Source organism: Shewanella sp. M16, from assembly GCF_018224605.1.
Classification (GTDB): Bacteria; Pseudomonadota; Gammaproteobacteria; order Enterobacterales; family Shewanellaceae; genus Shewanella; species Shewanella oncorhynchi.
On record NZ_JAGTUL010000027.1, the window covers coordinates 19420 to 39110 of the forward strand.

General features: G+C 46.7%; 11 protein-coding genes. 3 read left to right on the forward strand and 8 right to left on the reverse strand.

The features are described 5' to 3' along the window. Positions 1-20: 20 nt before the first annotated feature. Positions 21-2024 (forward strand): methyl-accepting chemotaxis protein, encoded by a 2004-nt coding sequence (locus tag KFE26_RS16770; protein ID WP_212601102.1) that lies wholly within the window; start codon positions 21-23, stop codon positions 2022-2024. Positions 2025-2643: 619 nt separating this feature from the next. Here the strand turns inward: KFE26_RS16770 and cydX are convergent. The 4 genes from cydX to purL all read right to left on the reverse strand — a co-directional run bounded on the left by cydX (position 2644) and on the right by purL (position 10643). After that, a complete protein-coding gene (gene cydX / locus KFE26_RS16775; protein ID WP_011788717.1) occupies positions 2644-2760 on the reverse strand; it encodes a cytochrome bd-I oxidase subunit CydX in 117 nt (38 codons plus the stop codon). A gap of 19 nt (positions 2761-2779) precedes the next feature. Next, positions 2780-3919, reverse strand: a complete 1140-nt coding sequence (gene cydB, locus KFE26_RS16780) for a cytochrome d ubiquinol oxidase subunit II (RefSeq protein WP_028761243.1) — start codon at positions 3917-3919, stop codon at positions 2780-2782. A 15-nt stretch (positions 3920-3934) separates the two neighbouring features. Next, positions 3935-5491 (reverse strand): cytochrome ubiquinol oxidase subunit I, encoded by a 1557-nt coding sequence (locus KFE26_RS16785; protein WP_212601103.1) that lies wholly within the window; start codon positions 5489-5491, stop codon positions 3935-3937. A 1270-nt stretch (positions 5492-6761) separates the two neighbouring features. Beyond that, entirely contained in the window at positions 6762-10643 is a 3882-nt protein-coding gene (gene purL, locus KFE26_RS16790; protein ID WP_212601120.1) for a phosphoribosylformylglycinamidine synthase, read from the reverse strand. A 279-nt stretch (positions 10644-10922) separates the two neighbouring features. Between purL and mltF the strand changes: the two genes are divergently transcribed. Beyond that, positions 10923-12353 carry a membrane-bound lytic murein transglycosylase MltF gene (gene mltF, locus KFE26_RS16795; RefSeq protein ID WP_212601104.1) on the forward strand — a complete coding sequence of 477 codons (1431 nt, stop codon included), beginning with the start codon at positions 10923-10925 and terminating at the stop codon, positions 12351-12353. 470 nt (positions 12354-12823) lie between these two features. On the opposite strand, the gene tadA is transcribed toward mltF, so the two are convergent. The 3 genes from tadA to guaB all read right to left on the reverse strand — a co-directional run bounded on the left by tadA (position 12824) and on the right by guaB (position 16665). Further along, positions 12824-13348, reverse strand: a complete 525-nt coding sequence (gene tadA, locus KFE26_RS16800; RefSeq protein ID WP_409437990.1) for a tRNA adenosine(34) deaminase TadA — start codon at positions 13346-13348, stop codon at positions 12824-12826. Between the two features lie 154 nt (positions 13349-13502). Then, a complete protein-coding gene (gene guaA, locus KFE26_RS16805; RefSeq protein WP_028761248.1) occupies positions 13503-15080 on the reverse strand; it encodes a glutamine-hydrolyzing GMP synthase in 1578 nt (525 codons plus the stop codon). Positions 15081-15198: 118 nt separating this feature from the next. Continuing rightward, positions 15199-16665, reverse strand: coding sequence for an IMP dehydrogenase (gene guaB, locus KFE26_RS16810; RefSeq protein ID WP_006085677.1), 1467 nt, complete (start codon positions 16663-16665; stop codon positions 15199-15201). Positions 16666-16785: 120 nt separating this feature from the next. On the opposite strand from guaB, the gene xseA reads away from it, so the two are divergent. Beyond that, positions 16786-18132 carry an exodeoxyribonuclease VII large subunit gene (gene xseA, locus KFE26_RS16815; RefSeq protein WP_212601106.1) on the forward strand — a complete coding sequence of 449 codons (1347 nt, stop codon included), beginning with the start codon at positions 16786-16788 and terminating at the stop codon, positions 18130-18132. Positions 18133-18214: 82 nt separating this feature from the next. Here xseA and der read toward each other — a convergent pair whose 3' ends face one another. Next, positions 18215-19681: a ribosome biogenesis GTPase Der gene (gene der / locus KFE26_RS16820; protein ID WP_105251897.1), complete on the reverse strand. Its 1467-nt coding sequence runs from the start codon at positions 19679-19681 to the stop codon at positions 18215-18217. Positions 19682-19691 lie beyond the last annotated feature (10 nt).

Sequence of the window (19691 nt, forward strand, 5' to 3'; positions counted from 1 at the left end):
GTTACCTATAGGATCTTACGATGAATTATAAAAATTGGCCTATTGCAAAACAAATTGGCGCCCTCGCGTTTATTCTCACTCTTCTCATCTTTGGCGTACTGAGTACCGTCTCCTATAAAGCCGCTTCAAATGTATTAGAAGATAAAGGTATCAGTGCCATGAAATCTGAAATGCGTGCAGTTTCAGACATGTTAGAGCTGCAGTACGATAGTCTTCTGCAGCTTGCGAGACGCAACGCCGATGTTTTTAAGGAAATGTATCCTGGACAATTTAGTCTGCAAAATAAAACTGTCAATGTGATGGGAGTAGGCTCTCCAGCCCTAATGCATGAACAAGAACAAGTGAACTCATCAAAAAGTAAAGTCGATCGTTTTGCTAATCTAACTGGCGGTACCGCTACGGTATTCGTACGTGATGGCGATGACTTTATGCGAGTTTCGACTTCGCTCAAAAAAGCCGATGGCAGCCGTGCACTAGGTACTTCCCTTGGCAAAACACATCCAGGCTATCAAGTGCTGCTCAGCGGTAATGAATACGAAGGTTATGCCAAACTTTTCGGCAAAGACTACATGACAGTCTATCGTCCAGTGAAAGACACACAGGGCAAAGTCATTGGTATCTTATATATTGGTTTCGACATCACCAGTTCCTTAAAACAATTACAAGAAGCAGTTAACAGAATCACCTTAGAAGAAAGTGGCCATTTTCTATTAGTACGCAAAGCAGACAATGTGTTAGTCGCCCATCCTAAGTTCAACGCAGGTGACATCATCACCGAAAGTATGCTTGATGGCTTAAGTGTTGCGTATGCCACCCAAAATGATGCGGAATCCCATTACAGCAATAGTAAAAATGAGCCAATGTTTGCTTATAGCCAAACCGTAACAGGCTGGAATTGGGTGCTAGTGGGTCAAGTCAAAGCAAGTGAGCTTAATGAAGAAAGTATGCAATTGCTCACCATCAACGCCATCGTTGCTATCACAGGGATCGCGCTGATCACAGCGCTATTATCAGTTGTCTTAATTCGCGCACTCAAACCTTTGCATGCCCTCCAAGTGCATATGGAAAATTTAGGCAGTGGCGATTTTAGCCATCACTTAGCGCCATCAGAACCACAGAGTCAAAACGAAGTGGATCGAATCACGACCAGCGTATCAACTATGTCCTCAGAGCTCAGGCAATTGATTATTGCATTGCAGGATTCAGTCATGAGTCTAGAGCAACAAGCCTCCAAGGCACAGAGCATCGCGAAGCAAAATGGTGAAGAAGCTCAAGCCCTAATGCTACAAACGGATCAAATCGCAACTGCCATCGAAGAAATGTCGACCTCGATCCGTGATGTGGCTAATCATGCCCAAGATGGCGCAGTTCAAAGCCAGCAAGTGGATGCCGCAGCCAAAGAAGGTCAAAACCAACAGACTAAAGTGGTGCAGGATTTACTCAAACTCAGTCAGCAACTCAGCAACAGTCATCAATCGGTTGAAAAAGTCAGCCATGAAAGTGAAGCGATCAGCAAGGTGACCGAAGTCATTAACAGCATTGCCGAGCAAACTAATTTACTCGCATTAAATGCAGCAATTGAAGCAGCGCGCGCAGGCGATCAAGGTCGAGGCTTTGCCGTCGTTGCCGATGAGGTGAGAACTCTCGCCCAGCGGACCCAGTCATCCATTGTAGAAATTGGCCAAACGATTGAAAAGCTGCAAACTCAAGTGAAAAGCACCACAGAACAAATGAGCCAAAGTCATCAATTAGGAATGGAATCTGCAACACAGGGTGAAGCAACGGGTGAACAACTGAAGGAAATCACCCGTAGGATTGGCGAACTCGCGATTAGCTCACGCAATATAGCCTCGGCTACTGAGCAGCAAAGCAGTGTTGCACAAGAGATAACCCACAATTTGCATCAGATCAGCGAACTCGCTAACGAAGGCGAGCACCGTGCCACTGAAACAGTGCATTCTGCCAATGAACTGTCTTCCTTAGCCGCCGCCTTAAAACGCCAAATAAGCCAGTTTAAGGCCTAACTCAAATACGGACTTAGATAACCTGAGCTCGGGATAAGCAGAGCCGCTGAATAGGCATCTTTTCGGGCCTCTCTGCGTTGCTCTGTCTAACCATAGCTCGCTATGGCGTACGACAGAGCGCCTTGATATGCGCAAAAATCTGCGCATTCAGTCAGGAAATAGATTTTTCGCTTTAAACGAATAATTTTATACCATTGATTTTATTTGTTAAATTTAGATTTTTCGACACTCGTTATCCCGAGTTCAGGTTAGATACAGAGTTAGTGCTTTATCAAACGTTAAATGCCGCCCTAACAGGGCGGCATTTTTATAACAGCACTACATCAAAACGATAGGAGCCACATTTAAGAAATGGGATTTGGGACTTTTATTTAGGAGCCTGACGTGAAGGAATAATGGAGAAAATATCTAAAACCATGCAGACTAAGCATCTGCAGACAATCAAAAAGCGATGACATCAGGCCTATTCGCTGCAGTTACATCACCACTCTGCAGCGAAGTTAACTGCGTGGCCTAATACGATAGCCTAGCTCTGCCTCTAATTAAAATAACCTCAGCCCATCAAAAAATCCCAATAAAAAACCCCGCTGATGCGAGGTTTTTAAATCGAGTTTAGACGTTACTCGGCATCTTCTGCCGATCTGTCCATGTTCTCTGTATTCTCAAGCCACAGGGCATTGATAATCCCAAAAGAACAGGCCAACAAAACCCCTAATATCCACGTAAAATACCACATAGCAGATGCTCCTTAATGCCTAATAGAGTGAGGCTTTGTTATCTTCAATATGCTTACGGCCGATACGACCAAACATCTTGTAGTAAGTCCAGACAGTGTAGCTCAACACTATAGGTACGAAAATCGCTGCAGCAGCAGTCATAACACCTAAGGTCATTTTACTGGCTGTTGCATCCCACATAGTCAAACTGACGTTAGGGTTAAGTGATGATGGCATGACAAATGGGAACATTGCTGCACCGCAAGTCAAAATCACCATAGCCACAGTGAGTGAGCTGAATAGGAACGCAAAACCTGAACGGTTAAAGCGGCTAACCAAAATCACTAGCAGAGGCAATGCCACACCTAAGATAGGGAACAGCATAGTGATGGGGTATTTGTCATAGTTGGCAAGCCAAGCACCCGCTTCAATTGCGACGGTTTTCATGGCTGGGTTAGAAACCGCATTATGGTCCAGTACTGAAGTCACTACATAACCATCGATACCATTGGCTAACCACACACCCGCAGCAGCAAACAACACAGCCACTAACAGTGCGAAGAATTGCGTGGCTTTCGCAGCACGAACACGCAGCTCACTGTCAGTCTTCATTTGTAGCCAAGAAGCGCCTTGCATCATAAACATGCTCACGCTCACAAGACCTGCCAGCAAACCGAAAGGATTCAACAGGCCGAACAGACCACCGTGATAAGTCGCACGTAGGAACTCGTCGAATTCAAAAGGCACACCTTGCAACAAGTTACCAAAGGCCACGCCTATGATTAGCGGAGGTACAAAACCACCGGCAAACAAGGCCCAGTCCCACGACTTACGCCATTTTGGATTTTCGATTTTAGAACGATAATCGAATCCGACTGGACGCATGTAGAGGGCAAACAGCACTAACATCATGGCGACATAGAAGCCAGAGAAAGACACTGCATACACCATAGGCCAAGCGGCAAATAACGCACCGCCTGCTGTGATTAACCACACTTGGTTGCCGTCCCAATGGGGAGCAATAGTGTTAACCATGATACGGCGCTCAGTATCGTCTTTGCCTATAATTGGCAGTAACGCACCGACACCCATGTCAAAACCATCAGTAACCGCAAATCCGATGAACAGTACGCCGATCAGAGCCCACCAGATAACTCTTAATATTTCATAATCAAACATAATGAAATCCTCTGCTTAGGCTTCTAGGTTCTCGAAATGATAACGACCAGTTTTCAAACTGCTCGGACCAATGCGGGCAAACTTAAACATCAAGAACATCTCAATCACCAGCAGTACAGTGTAGAACAAGGTGATAGAAAGGATACTGAACCATAAGTCGCCAGTCGTTAAGCTTGACGCAGACATAAAGGTCGGTAGTACCTCAGAAATCGTCCAAGGTTGACGACCATACTCAGCCACAAACCAACCACACTCAATCGCGATCCAAGGCAATGGCAAGCTATAAAGTGCAGCTTTAAGTACCCATTTTTTCTCGGCAATTTGATGACGTGTGCTTTGCCAGAATGCCGCAGCAAATACGAACAACATGATAAAGCCTAGACCTACCATCACACGGAAGCTCCAGAAAATCGGTGCTACGTTCGGGATAGAATCTTTAGCTGCTGCTTTAATTTGCTCTTCAGTCGCATCAACCACTTTGTCTGTGTAGCGTTTTAGTAAGAAACCGTAGCCTAAATCGACTTTCGCTTCTTCAAAAGCAGCACGTAGTTCAGGCGTTTCTTCACCCGCACGCAGTTTCACTAGCATGGCATAGGCTTTCATACCGTTACGGATACGCACTTCATGCTCAGTAATCAAGTCATGAATACCAGTCACTTCTTCATCCAACGAGCGTGTTGCCACTATACCCATCGCATAAGGAATTTTGACTGCAAAATCTGTTTTCATGGTTTCTTGATTCGGAAAACCGACAGCAGTAAAGGCCGCTGGAGCAGGCTCTGTATGCCATTCAGCTTCAATCGCCGCTAACTTAACACGCTGTGCTTCACCGACTTTATAGCCAGATTCATCACCTAACACGATAACCGATAGAATTGCCGCCATACCAAAGCTTGCCGCAATCGCGAATGAGCGACGGGCAAAAGGTAAGTCACGTTTCTTGAGGATGTAATAAGCACTGATTGCCAGTACAAACATGGCACCCGCGACATAACCCGAAGCCACAGTGTGAACAAACTTCACCTGCGCAACAGGGTTAAACACCACTTCGGCGAAGCTGGTCATTTCCATGCGCATGGTTTCGTAATTGAACACTGACCCCACAGGGTTTTGCATCCAACCGTTTGCCACTAAAATCCACAATGCCGACATGTTAGAGCCAAAGGCCACTAACCAAGTCACCACTAAATGTTGACGTTTAGTGAAACGATCCCAACCGAAGAAGAACATACCGACGAAGGTAGATTCGAGGAAGAAGGCCATTAAACCTTCAATAGCCAGAGGCGCACCAAAGATGTCCCCTACGTAATGCGAATAGTAAGACCAGTTAGTACCAAACTGGAATTCCATTGCCAAACCTGTGGTAACCCCCAAGGCAAAGTTAATACCAAATAACTTACCCCAGAACTTAGTCATATCTTTATAAATTTGTTTATCCGTCATCACATACAGTGATTCCATGATAGCCAGCAAAAATGCCAACCCCAACGTCAAGGGAACAAACAGGAAGTGATACATGGCTGTCAGCGCAAACTGCAACCGCGATAGCTCAACAACCTCTTCAACAATCATCGGTGACTCCTTACTTGGTGCGTCCAATTGCTATGATAAAACCCGCGTCAATCACAGCAAGTGCCTTTGTAGGATAGTGAGTTTTCATTTTGTGTTTATATCTGAACATCAGTATAAACCGTTAAATTTAATCTTTTGCATTAGTTCGAAGCAGCAAGGGCTAAAAAGTACCAATATCCGTCGCATATTGAGACGCGAGTCACACTATCGCAAGTAACTGAGACCGACACCTTACCACTCAATCAATCAAATGATCTCATCGATATAAATATCAGATAGTTAAGATATTTATTCGTTTTCATTTGTGGCTATTTTATACCACCTCGCTTTGATGCAAATCAATCAAACTCAGTGGTTTAGGTGGGTTTTGCGGTGAGGCACACACTTCCCCATTGAGAGGGATTGACAACCACATAAAACAGGAGTAGTGAGCAAGCGTTAATTAATGTAAACCCATACTTTTATTGATTAGTCGCCACAAATCAGCTCCAGCTACCAAAAAACTAACAAACAAATAATGTTGCAACAAATTAACTAAGAAAACATAAAAATATTTTCAGCGAAAATCAATTTAAAACCTTTAAAATCAACAATTAAATCCACATATTGAAATGGCGATATAAAAGCAGCATTAAAATTCATTAGTTTTAATAATGAATAATTGTATTTTTTCTCGTTTGAGAAGCTAACCTGAGTTGTTTAATATATGTCCTGTGTTAAGGAGACAATTTGGTAGAACTGGTGTCGTAGCCCAGCCAAGACCAACTTCGCGCACATAGGTACTAACTTTTGGTGTGGAGATATCGATATGACTAAATTATTTGAACGTCTGGTTAACAGCTACAAGCGTGTTTTTGTTGAACTTTATACAGCTAATGAGCTGAAATAATCCCCAGAATTACTCGTGAAATTGATTGTATTTATGTGAAGTTTTGTTAGCGCAAAACGGGCCCCCATCTCCCTGAGATTGGGGGCTTTTTCTATATTAAGACCCTAGCATCCCCCAACAACTCCAGAACCCAATAAAACACCACGCCCTGTATCAAATGCGCAACATACCTATTAATAGGTATTTACCGATTAAAGTGGCTATTTTGCCACTTTAGTCCATTAGATTATTTGCAATAAGCGTTAATAATTTGAAATACAATCACTTCCATAAAATGCATTTTATATATAAAAAAAGGAGCGAAATTATCGCTCCTTTTTTACGCTTTCATTAACCTGCTTTTACCCCTCAACAAAGGCAAAAGCCGTTGACTTTAAACGCTTAACCTAAGGTCACTCGTGCATTACGGAACATACGCATCCAAGGGCTATCTTCACCCCAAGCATCTGGATGCCAAGAGTTAGCCACTGTTCTGAACACACGTTCGGGGTGCGGCATCATCAAGGTTACGCGGCCATCTGTGGTACAAATCCCAGTCAAGCCATTTGGCGAGCCGTTCGGGTTTTGTGGATACTGAGTCGCGATATCACCTTTACCATTGACAAAACGCAGCGCAATCGTGCCTGACGCTTCGGCAATCGCCAGCGCTTCAGGGCTAGCAAACTCAGCCAAACCTTCACCGTGGGATACAGCAATGGGCATACGTGAACCTGCCATACCTTGGAAGAATAACGACGGGCTCTGTTGCACTTCAACTAAGCTGAAACGCGCTTCAAAACGCTCTGAGCGGTTACGCACAAAACGTGGCCAATGCTCGCTTCCTGGAATGATTTCTTTCAGGTTTGACAGCATTTGACAGCCATTACACACGCCAAGGGCAAAGCTTGAGTCACGTTCAAAGAAACGAGAAAACTCATCGCGAGCTCGCTCATTAAACAGAATCGACTTAGCCCAACCTTCACCCGCACCTAATACATCACCATAGGAGAAGCCACCACAGGCCACTAGGCCTTGGAAATTCTCTAGACTGATACGGCCAGATAAAATGTCAGACATGTGTACGTCGCGGCTTTCAAAGCCCGCACGATCAAAAGCAGCTGCCATTTCTACGTGGGAGTTAACGCCCTGCTCACGCAAAATCGCCATCTTAGGCGCAGCGCCCTTAAGAATATAAGGCGCGGCAACATCAGTGCTTGGATCAAAACTTAAGTTAACGGTTAAGCCTAAATCGGTTTCGTCTTGCTTAAGTTTGAACTCTTCAAGTGCGCACGCTGGGTTATCACGCAGAGCTTGCATACGATACGTGGTTTCTGACCACACAGTGCGCAGCGCTACACGGGTATCACTGAAGATTTCACGCGCGCCATCTTTAATGGTGATGCGTTGATCGTCGGCTAGAGTTCCGATCACATGGCAAGGCACGCCAGCGATAGCGAACTGAGCGGCAATTTTCGCAGCATTGTCACGGCTCACTTGCAGCACAGCGCCGAGCTCCTCATTAAAGAGTCGTTCTAAATCAGTGCCCTGCAAGTCCTCTACATCTATGTCTAAACCTGTATTACCGGCAAAAGCCATTTCCACTAAGGTAGTGAATAAACCACCGTCGCTACGGTCGTGGTAAGCGATAACCGATTTTTTAGCGACTAGATTTTGCATCGTTTCGAAGAAACCACGCAGCAGTGCAGCATCGTCAAGATCCGGCGCAATATCACCCAGCTCACCAAACACTTGGGCTAAACAAGAACCGCCTAAACGATTTTTGCCCGCACCTAAATCCACTAACAGTAAAGACGTTTCGCCTTTATCTGTGCGTAGCTCTGGCGTCACTGTATTGCGAATATCTTGCACCACACCAAAGGCAGTGATGACCAATGACATAGGCGACGTCACGGTTTTATCCGCGCCATCTTGTTGCCATGCGGTCTTCATCGACATAGAGTCTTTACCGACCGGAATGGTCAGGCTCAGCTCTGGACACAGTTCTTCACCTACGGCTTTCACCGCTTCATAAAGACCCGCATCTTCACCAGGGTGACCCGCGGCAGACATCCAGTTGGCAGAAAGCTTGATACGCTTAAATGAACCGATATCGGCACCGGCGATATTCATGATTGACTCAGCCACAGCCATACGGGCAGAGGCGCCAAAATCAAGCAGTGCTAGCGGTGTACGTTCACCCAGTGACATAGCTTCACCGGCGTAGGTATCAAAGCTTGCCGCAGTCACCGCGCAATCGGCCACAGGCACTTGCCATGGACCCACCATTTGGTCACGGTTCACTAAACCCGTGACGGTGCGATCGCCAATAGTGATAAGGAAGGTTTTATCCGCAACTGTAGGCAAGCTCAGTACGCGTTTAACCGCTTCTTTAACATCAATCTTGTTTTGTTCGAGCGCTGGCGATACGGCTTTGGCCGATACCACATCGCGGCTCATCTTAGGCGCTTTGCCTAATAAGACTTCGAGCGGTAAATCGATAGGATTATTGTCGAAATGGCTGTCGCTAAGCGTTAAATGTTTTTCCGCCGTCGCTTCACCCACCACCGCAAACGGTGCGCGCTCACGCTCACAGATGGCAGTAAATAGCGCGAGGTTTTCAGGGGCAATTGACAGCACATAACGTTCTTGTGATTCGTTACACCAGATTTCCAGCGGACTCATGCCAGGCTCATCCGAAGGCACATTACGCAGATTAAACAAACCGCCGCGCTCGCCGTCATTCACGAGTTCAGGGAAAGCATTCGACAAACCGCCAGCGCCCACATCGTGGATAAATTGGATCGGGTTTTTATCGCCAAGCTGCCAACAGCGGTCAATCACTTCCTGACAACGACGTTCCATTTCTGGGTTTTCACGTTGCACAGAAGCAAAATCTAAGTCTTCACTCGATTGACCCGATGCCATAGACGAAGCGGCGCCGCCGCCCAGACCTATGTTCATCGCAGGCCCACCCAGCACAATCAGCTTAGCGCCAACAGTAATTTCGCCCTTTTGTACGTGTTCTTCACGAATGTTACCTAAACCACCGGCTAGCATAATAGGCTTGTGGTAACCGCGAACTTCAACGCCGTTGTGGCTGCTGACTTCCTGCTCATAAGTACGGAAATAACCGACCAATGCCGGACGACCAAACTCGTTGTTAAATGCCGCGCCGCCCAGTGGGCCTTCGGTCATGATGTCCAGCGCGCTCACGATACGTTCTGGCTTGCCATAGTTACCTTCCCATGGTTGAACAAAACCCGGGATTTTTAAATTGGATACACTAAAGCCTGTTAAACCCGCTTTAGGTTTAGAACCACGACCCGTCGCGCCTTCATCACGGATTTCACCACCTGAACCGGTTGCGGCGCCAGGATAGGGGCTGATGGCGGTTGGATGGTTGTGGGTTTCCACTTTCATCAGGATGTGCATAGGTTCAGTGTGGTAGTTGTATACCCCATCAGGATCGGGGAAGAAACGACCCGCAACCGAACCTTCCATCACAGCGGCGTTATCTTTGTAGGCAGATAACACGTGATCAGGCGTGGTTTCAAAGGTGTTCTTAATCATTTTGAACAATGACTTAGGCTGAACTTCACCGTCAATGGTCCAATCTGCATTAAAAATCTTATGACGACAATGCTCAGAGTTCGCCTGAGCAAACATCATCAATTCGATGTCATGGGGATTACGGCCTAAACGGACGAAGTTCTCGACTAAATAGTCGATTTCATCTTCGGCTAAGGCAAGCCCCAATTCAGTGTTAGCCACTTCAAGTGCGCGGCGACCTTCGGCAAGAATATTGACGCTCTTAAACGGCGCAGGCTCAGTGCGTTTGAACAGCACATCGGCTTTGGTAAAATCATCAAGGATAATTTCAACCATGCGATCGTGCAGCAACGCATTTAAGGCTTGTTGCTGAGGCGCTGTCAGTGCATCTGACTCGACATAATACGCAACGCCTCGCTCCAAACGCTTCACTTTACCAAGGCCACAATTGTGCGCGATGTCAGTGGCTTTTGAAGACCAAGGAGAAATAGTACCGGGGCGAGGAGTGACAAACAGGAGTGAACCTTGGGGGATATGAGCTTCTATCGCAGGTCCATAGGTGAGAATTTTTTCAAGTTGCTGGCGTTCATTTGTATCGAGCAACTCGCTCAAATCCGCTAAATGGACATACTCAGCATAGATTTGGCGTACCGGAAGCGCCGCGTTTTCGCAGGCCTCCATCAGCTTTTGCACCCTAAACGTCGAGAGTGCAGGGGCTCCGCGGATGATCTCCATCACGTCTATTCACCTTATTATTTATTATTGCAGGGGTCAGAGGTGGCGCTATTATAAGGAAATGTCTGTCACAAATCACCTGCGACCTTACGCAAAACAGTGTTTCCTGTGATATAAAAAGCCCAGTATTGTGTCGGCTGTACTTTTCCCCAGAATGATTTTTTTTCGAAATCGCAGACAAACGGATATAATCCCACCAATGTCAGCCAGTTCACCACTAATGCCCCACTGTTAACTTGCTATCTATAATATTGATTTTATTTACTATAAGTACATTTAATGACTCGATTTCTGTTCGCTCTTATCTTAGGTTTCCTACTGACTGCCTGTCAGCAGGTGACCGTGGACGAAACAGAATTCGTGCCAAAAAAATTAACTGAGCTAAGAGTCGGTACACTTTACGGCCCACAGATTTATATGACCTCGGGCCAAGGTGATAGCGGTTTCGATTACGATATGGCGGTATTGTTTGCCGAATACTTAAATGTGCCCTTAAAAATGGTGCCCTACACAAACCGTATCGAGTTGTACGAAGCCCTCAAAAAGAATGAAATCGATATTATTGCTGCAGGCATGACAGAAACGCCCACAAGGCGAGAACAGTTCCGCTTAGGTCCACCGCTATACCGGGTGAATCAAGTGTTGGTGTATCGCGAAGGCATGCCAACCCCAAAAGACATCAGCGACTTAAAAGGTAAGATCACCGTCATCGCCGACTCTTCCTTCGTTGAGACCTTGACCCAGTTGCAAAAGCATTATCCAACGCTGGTGTGGGATCAAATTACCGACAAAGACAGTGAAGAGTTGTTGGCCATGATTGCCAACAAAGAAATTGACTACACTATCGCCGACTCCAGCAGCGTACAGATCAACCGTCGCTACCTACCCGACTTACGCTCAGGCCCTGTGCTAGAAGAAAAACTCGATGTGATCTGGCTGTTACCTCCCACTCACAGTGATGAACTTATGAGTAAATTGCTGGCCTTTTGGCACCAAGAGAAGCTTGCCGGTACGCTGGATCATCTCAACGAGAAATACTTTGGTCATGTAAAACGCTTCGATTATATCGATACTCGCGCATTTATCCGTGCCATTGAGACAGTATTGCCGCGTTATCGACAATTATTTGAAACCCATGCAGGCAATTTAGATTGGCGTAAACTGGCAGCAACCAGCTATCAAGAATCACATTGGAATCCTAATGCCCGCTCGGCCACAGGAGTGCGTGGCATGATGATGTTGACTCAGCCAACCGCCAAAGAGATTGGGATCACCAACCGACTCGATGCCGAAGAAAGTATTCGCGGCGGCGCGGCGTATTTGAACGATATGATCAATCGCCTGCCAGAATCGATCCCAGAGAGTCAACGCATGTGGTTTGCGCTGGCCTCTTACAACATAGGATATGCCCATATTGAAGATGCACGTAAGCTTGCGGAATCGATGGAGTTAAATCCCAATGCTTGGCGAGATTTAAAAAAGGTACTACCGCTACTGCAAAAGCGTAAATATTATCAAAAAACACGTTATGGTTACGCCCGAGGCAGTGAAGCCGTTCATTACGTCGACAGCATCCGTCGCTACTATGACACGTTAGTCTGGGTGGATAATCAGTCGAAACAACCCGACCCCGATGATGACTCGAGCGACCTTACTGTGGAAGAACCCGTGATTCCTACGGGAACGTTAAGCCCTGATCAACCTAAATAGCTTAACTCGTTAGCGCTTAAGTGTATGGGCCAAACGACAATCCAACAACTCACTTCTTATGTATCAAGCACAGAGTGTTACGCAACTAGAAAATCAACATAAAAACATCAAGATGTACGTAGACGTATTCAACAAGGTGCGATATCAAACAACAGGAGAACCGAATTAAGGTTTGCCAACCTAACTCAAATTTGCGATGAAAAACATCGCTTAGTTCAGCTTATCTGACCAGTGCTATTGCTGCACTCCTGTGCAACTGCTACTGTCTTGGGTTATGACCTAAGATAAATCTCTGTAGGGCATCGATAATAACAATTAATGGGGTCAATATGAGAAGAAAAACCATCAACAATACCGTTGCGCGTCGTCGTACTTTGCTAAAAATTCGTCATCGCCGTATTTTAAATCGTCAAAAACTCTTCTTTACTTTTATTCAGTCTCAGGATTAATCCTGTCACGTTAATCGTCACTTACCCAATAGCTTGCTGCGCCTTTTGAGCCTGTTTCAGGGCTTTTTTCTCTTCCCTGCGACGTTTAAAAAAACGACTCAATTGCGCGCTACAAGCATCGGCCAGCACCCCTGATGTGACTTCAACTTGGTGATTAAACGCCGGATGTTGCAATAAATTCACCACAGTACCCGCTGCACCCGTTTTTTCATCGCGTGCGCCAAATACCACACGAGCAATTCTGCTATGCACCATAGCGCCCGCACACATAGCGCAAGGTTCAAGCGTGACATATAAAGTCACATCTAAAAGACGGTAGTTTTCGACCAAACGCCCCGCTTCCCGCAGACATAAAATTTCCGCATGGGCGCTAGGATCGTGTTGGCTAATGGATAAATTATAACCCGTCGCAATCTGCTGACCGTCTTTGACCAATACCGCACCTACTGGCACTTCGCCCTCGGCCTCGGCTTTTTCTGCCATCTCCATCGCGACTTGCATCCAATGTTCATCTTGCTGAGATTGTTCGTCTTGTTGCGTTTGCACCACTTACACCTTTATCTCTTTTAGCAAAAAATAAAGCCGGATTATATCAGTCAAGCACAGATATTTCACGGCTGAGTCATTAGCCTAAGTTAATCCATCGAACAACAAAAAAGGCGCACTAGGCGCCTTTTAATCGTTAATTCAAATAATTAACTTATTCCCATTCGATAGTCGCTGGCGGCTTGCCAGAGATATCGTAAACCACACGGGAAATGCCATCGACTTCGTTAATGATACGGTTTGATACGCGACCTAAGAAATCATAGGGCAGATGTGCCCAATGGGCTGTCATAAAATCGATTGTTTCCACTGCGCGCAGTGATACAACCCAGTCATATTTACGGCCATCACCCATCACGCCAACAGAGCGTACAGGTAAGAACACAGTAAAGGCTTGGCTGACTTTATTGTATAAGTCGGCTTTATGCAGTTCTTCGATGAAAATAGCATCGGCGCGGCGCAGCAAGTCACAGTATTCTTTCTTCACTTCACCTAATACACGCACACCAAGACCGGGTCCAGGGAACGGGTGACGATAAAGCATGTTGTATGGCAGGCCTAACTCAAGACCAATTTTACGCACTTCATCTTTAAACAGTTCACGCAGAGGCTCGACTAAACCGAGTGCCATATCGGCTGGCAAACCGCCAACGTTATGGTGAGATTTAATCACATGGGCTTTGCCTGTGGCACTGCCGGCAGATTCAATCACGTCTGGATAAATCGTGCCTTGCGCTAACCATTTGGCATTGGCGCATTTTTTCGATTCTTCATCGAAAATTTCCACGAATACGCGGCCGATGATCTTACGCTTAGCTTCTGGATCGGCTTCGCCTTTCATCGCATCGAGGAAACGGTTTTCCGCATCAACGTGGATGATATTCAGGCCGAAATGATCGCCAAACATTTCCATCACTTGCTCGGCTTCATTCAAACGTAATAAACCGTTATCAACGAATACGCAGGTCAGTTTTTTACCGATAGCACGGTGCAGCAACATAGCCACAACAGAAGAATCAACACCGCCCGATAATCCTAAAATCACTTCATCATCACCGATTTGCTTCTTCAAGCGCTCAATCGCATCTTCGATGATAGAGGAGGGTTTCCAGTTAGCCGCACAGCCACAAATGTCTAAGGCAAAGTGCGATAACATGCGCATACCTTGGCGAGTGTGGGTCACTTCTGGGTGGAACTGTACGCCGAAGAATTGCTTCTCTTCGTTTGCCATAGCGGCAAATGGACAAGTGTCCGTTTTAGCGACCGCCACAAACCCTTCAGGAATAGCCGACACTTTATCGCCGTGGCTCATCCATACGTCGAGTAAGGGTTTGCCGTCACTGCTAACCGCATCTTCAATGCCTTTGAATAGCAATGAATCTGTCAGCATTTCAATTTGAGCGTAGCCGAATTCACCTTCGCCCACACCTTGAATCACTTTACCGCCCAACTGCTCAGACATAGTCTGCATGCCGTAACAAATGCCCAGTACCGGCACTCCTGCGGTAAAGACGTATTCAGGCGCACGCGGCGAGTTTTCAGCCGTGACACTTTCTGGTCCACCCGCAAGAATAATGCCGTTCGGGGCAAATTCGCGGATTTGGGCTTCGGTGACATCCCAAGCCCATAATTCACAGTAAACGCCGATTTCACGGATACGACGGGCAATCAGTTGAGTGTACTGGGATCCAAAATCGAGGATCAGTATCTTGTGCTCATGAATATCGCTCATGGGTAACCTTTATCTCATCTATTGTTTTAACATTGCTCAAAGCAGCGATTGCCAGCTTTAAGTATTGGATCAAACGTTTTACAAAGAGGCGGCTTACGCCGCCCCTCTTATCAAACGATTAAGAACCTGAACGGTAGTTCGGCGCTTCTTTCGTGATAGTCACATCATGTACATGGGATTCGCCCATGCCCGCTGAAGTCACTTTCACAAATTGGGCTTTTTCATTCAGCTCTAGAATGGTGGCGCAACCTGTTAATCCCATACAAGAACGTAGACCGCCCATATGTTGATGGATGATTTCCTTCAACTTGCCTTTATAAGGCACGCGCGCTTCTACACCTTCGGGGACTAACTTATCGGCAGCATTGTCCGATTGGAAATAGCGGTCAGAAGAACCTTGAGACATAGCGCCTAATGAACCCATACCACGGTAGGATTTATAGGCACGGCCTTGATATAACTCAGTTTCGCCCGGAGCTTCCTCAGTTCCCGCAAACATTGAACCCGCCATGATGCAAGATGCACCCGCGGCTAATGCTTTGGCTAAATCGCCAGAGAAACGAATGCCGCCATCGGCAATCACAGGAATACCTAGGCTCTTCATGGCTGCAGCGGCATCGGATACAGCAGTAATTTGTGGTACGCCCACGCCTGTCACGATACGAGTCGTACAGATAGAACCTGGGCCAATACCCACTTTAACTGCGTTAACACCCGCTTCGACTAAGGCTAATGCACCTTCTGCCGTGGCAACGTTACCACCGATAATTTGCAAATCAGGATGTTTAGCGCGAGTTTCACGAATGCGTTGTAAAACGCCTTCGGAATGACCGTGGGAAGAATCGATAAGTAAAACGTCAACACCGGCTTTAACCAGAGCGTCAACACGCTCTTCATTACCAGCACCCGCACCTACGGCGGCACCAACACGTAAACGGCCTAACTCATCTTTACAGGCATTCGGTTTACGTTCGGCTTTTTCGAAGTCTTTAACTGTGATGAGGCCTTTCAGCTTATAGTTATCATCGACCACTAACACTTTTTCGATACGATGTGAGTGCATCAATTTTTGCACTTCATCTAATTTAGTGCCTTCGGCAACAGTGACTAAACGCGCTTTAGGCGTCATCACTTCTTCTACCGTTTTGCTCCAATCTGTCACGAAACGTACGTCACGGCCAGTAATGATACCGACCAGCTCGTTGGCTTCATTGACCACGGGATAACCGGCAAAACCATTCTTCAGTGTTAACACTTTCAGATCGGCTAAGGTCGTTGATGGAGTCACAGTCACAGGTTGTTGAACCACGCCCGCTTCGTAAATTTTTACTTTACGAACTTCTTCGGCTTGTTTTTCAATACTCATGTTTTTATGAATAAAGCCTAAACCACCTTCCTGCGCCATCGCGATCGCAAGACGAGCTTCGGTAACTGTGTCCATAGCGGCAGACACAAGTGGGATATTCAATTCAATGGTATTGGTCAGGCGAGTTTTTAGAATGGCGGTATTTGGGAGTACAGTCGAATGCGCAGGAACAAGCAACACATCGTCAAAAGTAAGCGCTTCTTTAATTAAACGTAGCATATGCAACATCTCCCCAGTTGAGTAGGATTTAGAGGTGAAATATTGCGGCGGGATTATACCTTGCATATCGCCACTGGTAAATGGAAAATAGTAAATATCCCCATTTTATTGAGTTATTCGATGCAAGGCACCAAAAACAACATTTATACTGTCTCGCGGCTCAATGGTGAAGTCAGGCAAATCCTCGAGGGGCAACTGGGTAAAATCTGGCTCAATGGCGAAATATCCAACTTTTCCTCCCCCAGCTCAGGGCATTGGTATCTCACCTTAAAAGACCACTCTTCGCAGATCCGTTGCGCCATGTTTAAGGGCCGTAACCAAACGGTCAGCTTTAAGCCCATCAATGGTCAGCAAGTGCTGGTCAAAGGCGCGATCAGCGTTTATGAACCCAGAGGCGACTATCAATTATTAATTGAGTCCATGCTGCCCGCTGGGGATGGATTACTCGCCCAGCAGTTCGATGCACTCAAGATGAAGCTCGCAGCCGAAGGCTTATTCGCCGCCGACACCAAAAGATTGCTACCCAAAAATATTCAACGCATTGGCGTTATTACGTCACCTACGGGTGCGGCGATCCGTGATGTTTTACATGTATTGGCAAGGCGCGATCCTTCGATTGAAGTCATTATCTATCCGACCCAAGTTCAGGGCGAAACCGCGGCGCAGAGTATTTGTCAGGCAATCAATATCGCCAACCAACGTTTAGAAGTCGATGTATTACTGCTCACCCGCGGCGGCGGTTCGCTTGAGGATTTGTGGTGTTTTAACAGCGAAGCCCTCGCCCACACGATTTATAACAGCGCCCTGCCCATTGTCAGCGCCGTCGGCCACGAGGTTGATACGACTATCAGTGATTATGTTGCTGATATCCGCGCCCCAACACCCTCTGCGGGCGCGGAGCTATTATCACAAGACAGTGATAATAAGGCGCAAAAACTCGCCACAGCCTTATCGCGCCTGCAACAAAGCGCGAAACATTATCAGCTTAAACAAGAAAGACGACTTAGTTTGCTAGAGCACAGACTGCAACGCCAAGACCCTAAACGGACTTTGCAGCAGTTCGAACAAAGATTCGATGAGATGCAATTACGACTAGAGTCCGCGCTGTCGAATCGCTTGCATCTGCTCAGCCGCCGTCAGCAGTTGCTCGCAAGCCGCCTTGAACAGCAATCTCCCAAGCATAAACTCGCCATTGAGGGTAACCGCTTAAGTTATCTTGCGAGCCGCTTACAGGATGCATTGCAGGACAAACTCACCCAAAGTGAACAGCGGATAAAATACGCGGCCCATCAACTCGAAACCGTCAGTCCGCTTGCCACTTTAAGCCGTGGTTACAGCATTACCACTGACATCCACAATCAAGTGGTCGACTCTGCTGATAAACTGGCCATAGGTGATAGTTTGCAGACCCGCTTGCGCCATGGACAAGTGATTTCAACCGTCACTCAGATAAAGCCGCTCGAATAAATCTACATGACGCTGAAATAGTCTTAAAACACAAAAGGAACCCTAAGGTTCCTTTTGTTTCAAATGTGTCTGGTAAAAAACACTATTTGGTTTTTCTGTCTTTGATATGGCTTTGTGCGCGTTTGCGACGGCGCTCTTGGCTCATAGTTAACTTCTCAGTCTTGTTTTCAAATGGGTTATCACCCTCTTGGAAACGTAGCTGGATTGGCGTACCCACCACTTTCAACGAACGACGGAAGTAGTTCATCATGTAACGCTTGTACGAGTCAGGCAGTCTACTCACTTGGTTACCGTGAATGACCACGATTGGCGGATTGTAACCACCGGCGTGAGCGTATTTAAGCTTCACACGGCGACCATTCACTAATGGCGGCTGGTGATCGTCCTGCGACATTTGCATAATACGAGTCAACATAGAAGTGCTGACGCGGCGTGTGGCACTGTCGTAAGCTTCTTCAATCGATTCAAATAAATGGCCAACACCAGTACCGTGCAGCGCCGAAATAAAGTGAATACGGGCAAAGTCGATAAAACCAAGACGACGGTCAAGCTCGCTTTTCACACGATCTTTAATCCCTTGGTCGATACCATCCCACTTGTTGACGGCAATAACCAAAGCGCGACCCGCATTGAGTGCGAAACCCAACAGACCTAAATCTTGTTCGGCAATCCCTTCACGGGCATCGATGATAAGCAACACCACGTTAGCATCTTCAACCGCTTTCAAGGTCTTGATCACTGAGAATTTCTCAATGACTTGATGTACTTTACTGCGGCGACGAACACCCGCAGTATCGATAATCACGTACTCGCGACCTTCGCGTTCCATTGGAATGTAAATACTGTCACGGGTCGTACCGGGTTCATCAAATACCACGACACGCTCTTCACCTAGAATACGGTTAGTCAGGGTTGACTTACCGACGTTAGGTTTACCTATGATCGCCAGCTTGATAGGTAAATCTTGCAGACGCTTTTGCTCAGCTTCGGCTTCTTCTTCGGTATATTCACGCTCTTCAGTAACTTCGTCTTCACCTTGACGCACAATGCCCATCGCTTCGGCATAAGGGGTCAGCGCGTATTCGATCATATTAGTCACGCCGCGTCCTTGAGACGCCGCCATTTGGTAAACTTCACCTAGACCTAAAGACCAAAACTCGGCACAAGCTGAATCGGCATCAATACCGTCAACTTTGTTAGCAACCACAAAGGTGGTTTTTTGACGGCTACGTAAGTGCTGTGCAATCGACAGATCCGCAGCGGTTAAACCCGCGCGCGCATCGGTCATAAATAGAACGACATCGGCTTCTTCAATGGCAGCAAGGGATTGCTCAGCCATTTTCGTCTCGATCCCTTCTTCAGTGCCATCGATACCGCCGGTATCGACCACAATGAACTCATAGCCGGATAAGAATGCTCGACCATATTTACGGTCACGTGTTAGGCCAGGAAAGTCAGCAACCAGCGCATCACGCGTGCGCGTAAGACGATTAAATAGGGTGGATTTACCGACGTTCGGCCGACCAACAAGGGCCACTACAGGGATCATGATTTTGCCT

Bases quoted from the DNA above. Each gene is read 5' to 3' on its own strand.
- KFE26_RS16770 (WP_212601102.1), top strand. From the start codon at position 21: ATGAATTATAAAAATTGGCCTATTGCAAAACAAATTGGCGCCCTCGCG.
- cydX (WP_011788717.1), bottom strand. From the start codon at position 2,760: ATGTGGTATTTTACGTGGATATTAGGGGTTTTGTTGGCCTGTTCTTTT.
- cydB (WP_028761243.1), bottom strand. From the start codon at position 3,919: ATGTTTGATTATGAAATATTAAGAGTTATCTGGTGGGCTCTGATCGGC.
- KFE26_RS16785 (WP_212601103.1), bottom strand. From the start codon at position 5,491: ATGATTGTTGAAGAGGTTGTTGAGCTATCGCGGTTGCAGTTTGCGCTG.
- purL (WP_212601120.1), bottom strand. From the start codon at position 10,643: ATGGAGATCATCCGCGGAGCCCCTGCACTCTCGACGTTTAGGGTGCAA.
- mltF (WP_212601104.1), top strand. From the start codon at position 10,923: ATGACTCGATTTCTGTTCGCTCTTATCTTAGGTTTCCTACTGACTGCC.
- guaA (WP_028761248.1), bottom strand. From the start codon at position 15,080: ATGAGCGATATTCATGAGCACAAGATACTGATCCTCGATTTTGGATCC.
- guaB (WP_006085677.1), bottom strand. From the start codon at position 16,665: ATGCTACGTTTAATTAAAGAAGCGCTTACTTTTGACGATGTGTTGCTT.
- xseA (WP_212601106.1), top strand. From the start codon at position 16,786: ATGCAAGGCACCAAAAACAACATTTATACTGTCTCGCGGCTCAATGGT.
- der (WP_105251897.1), bottom strand. From the start codon at position 19,681: ATGATCCCTGTAGTGGCCCTTGTTGGTCGGCCGAACGTCGGTAAATCC.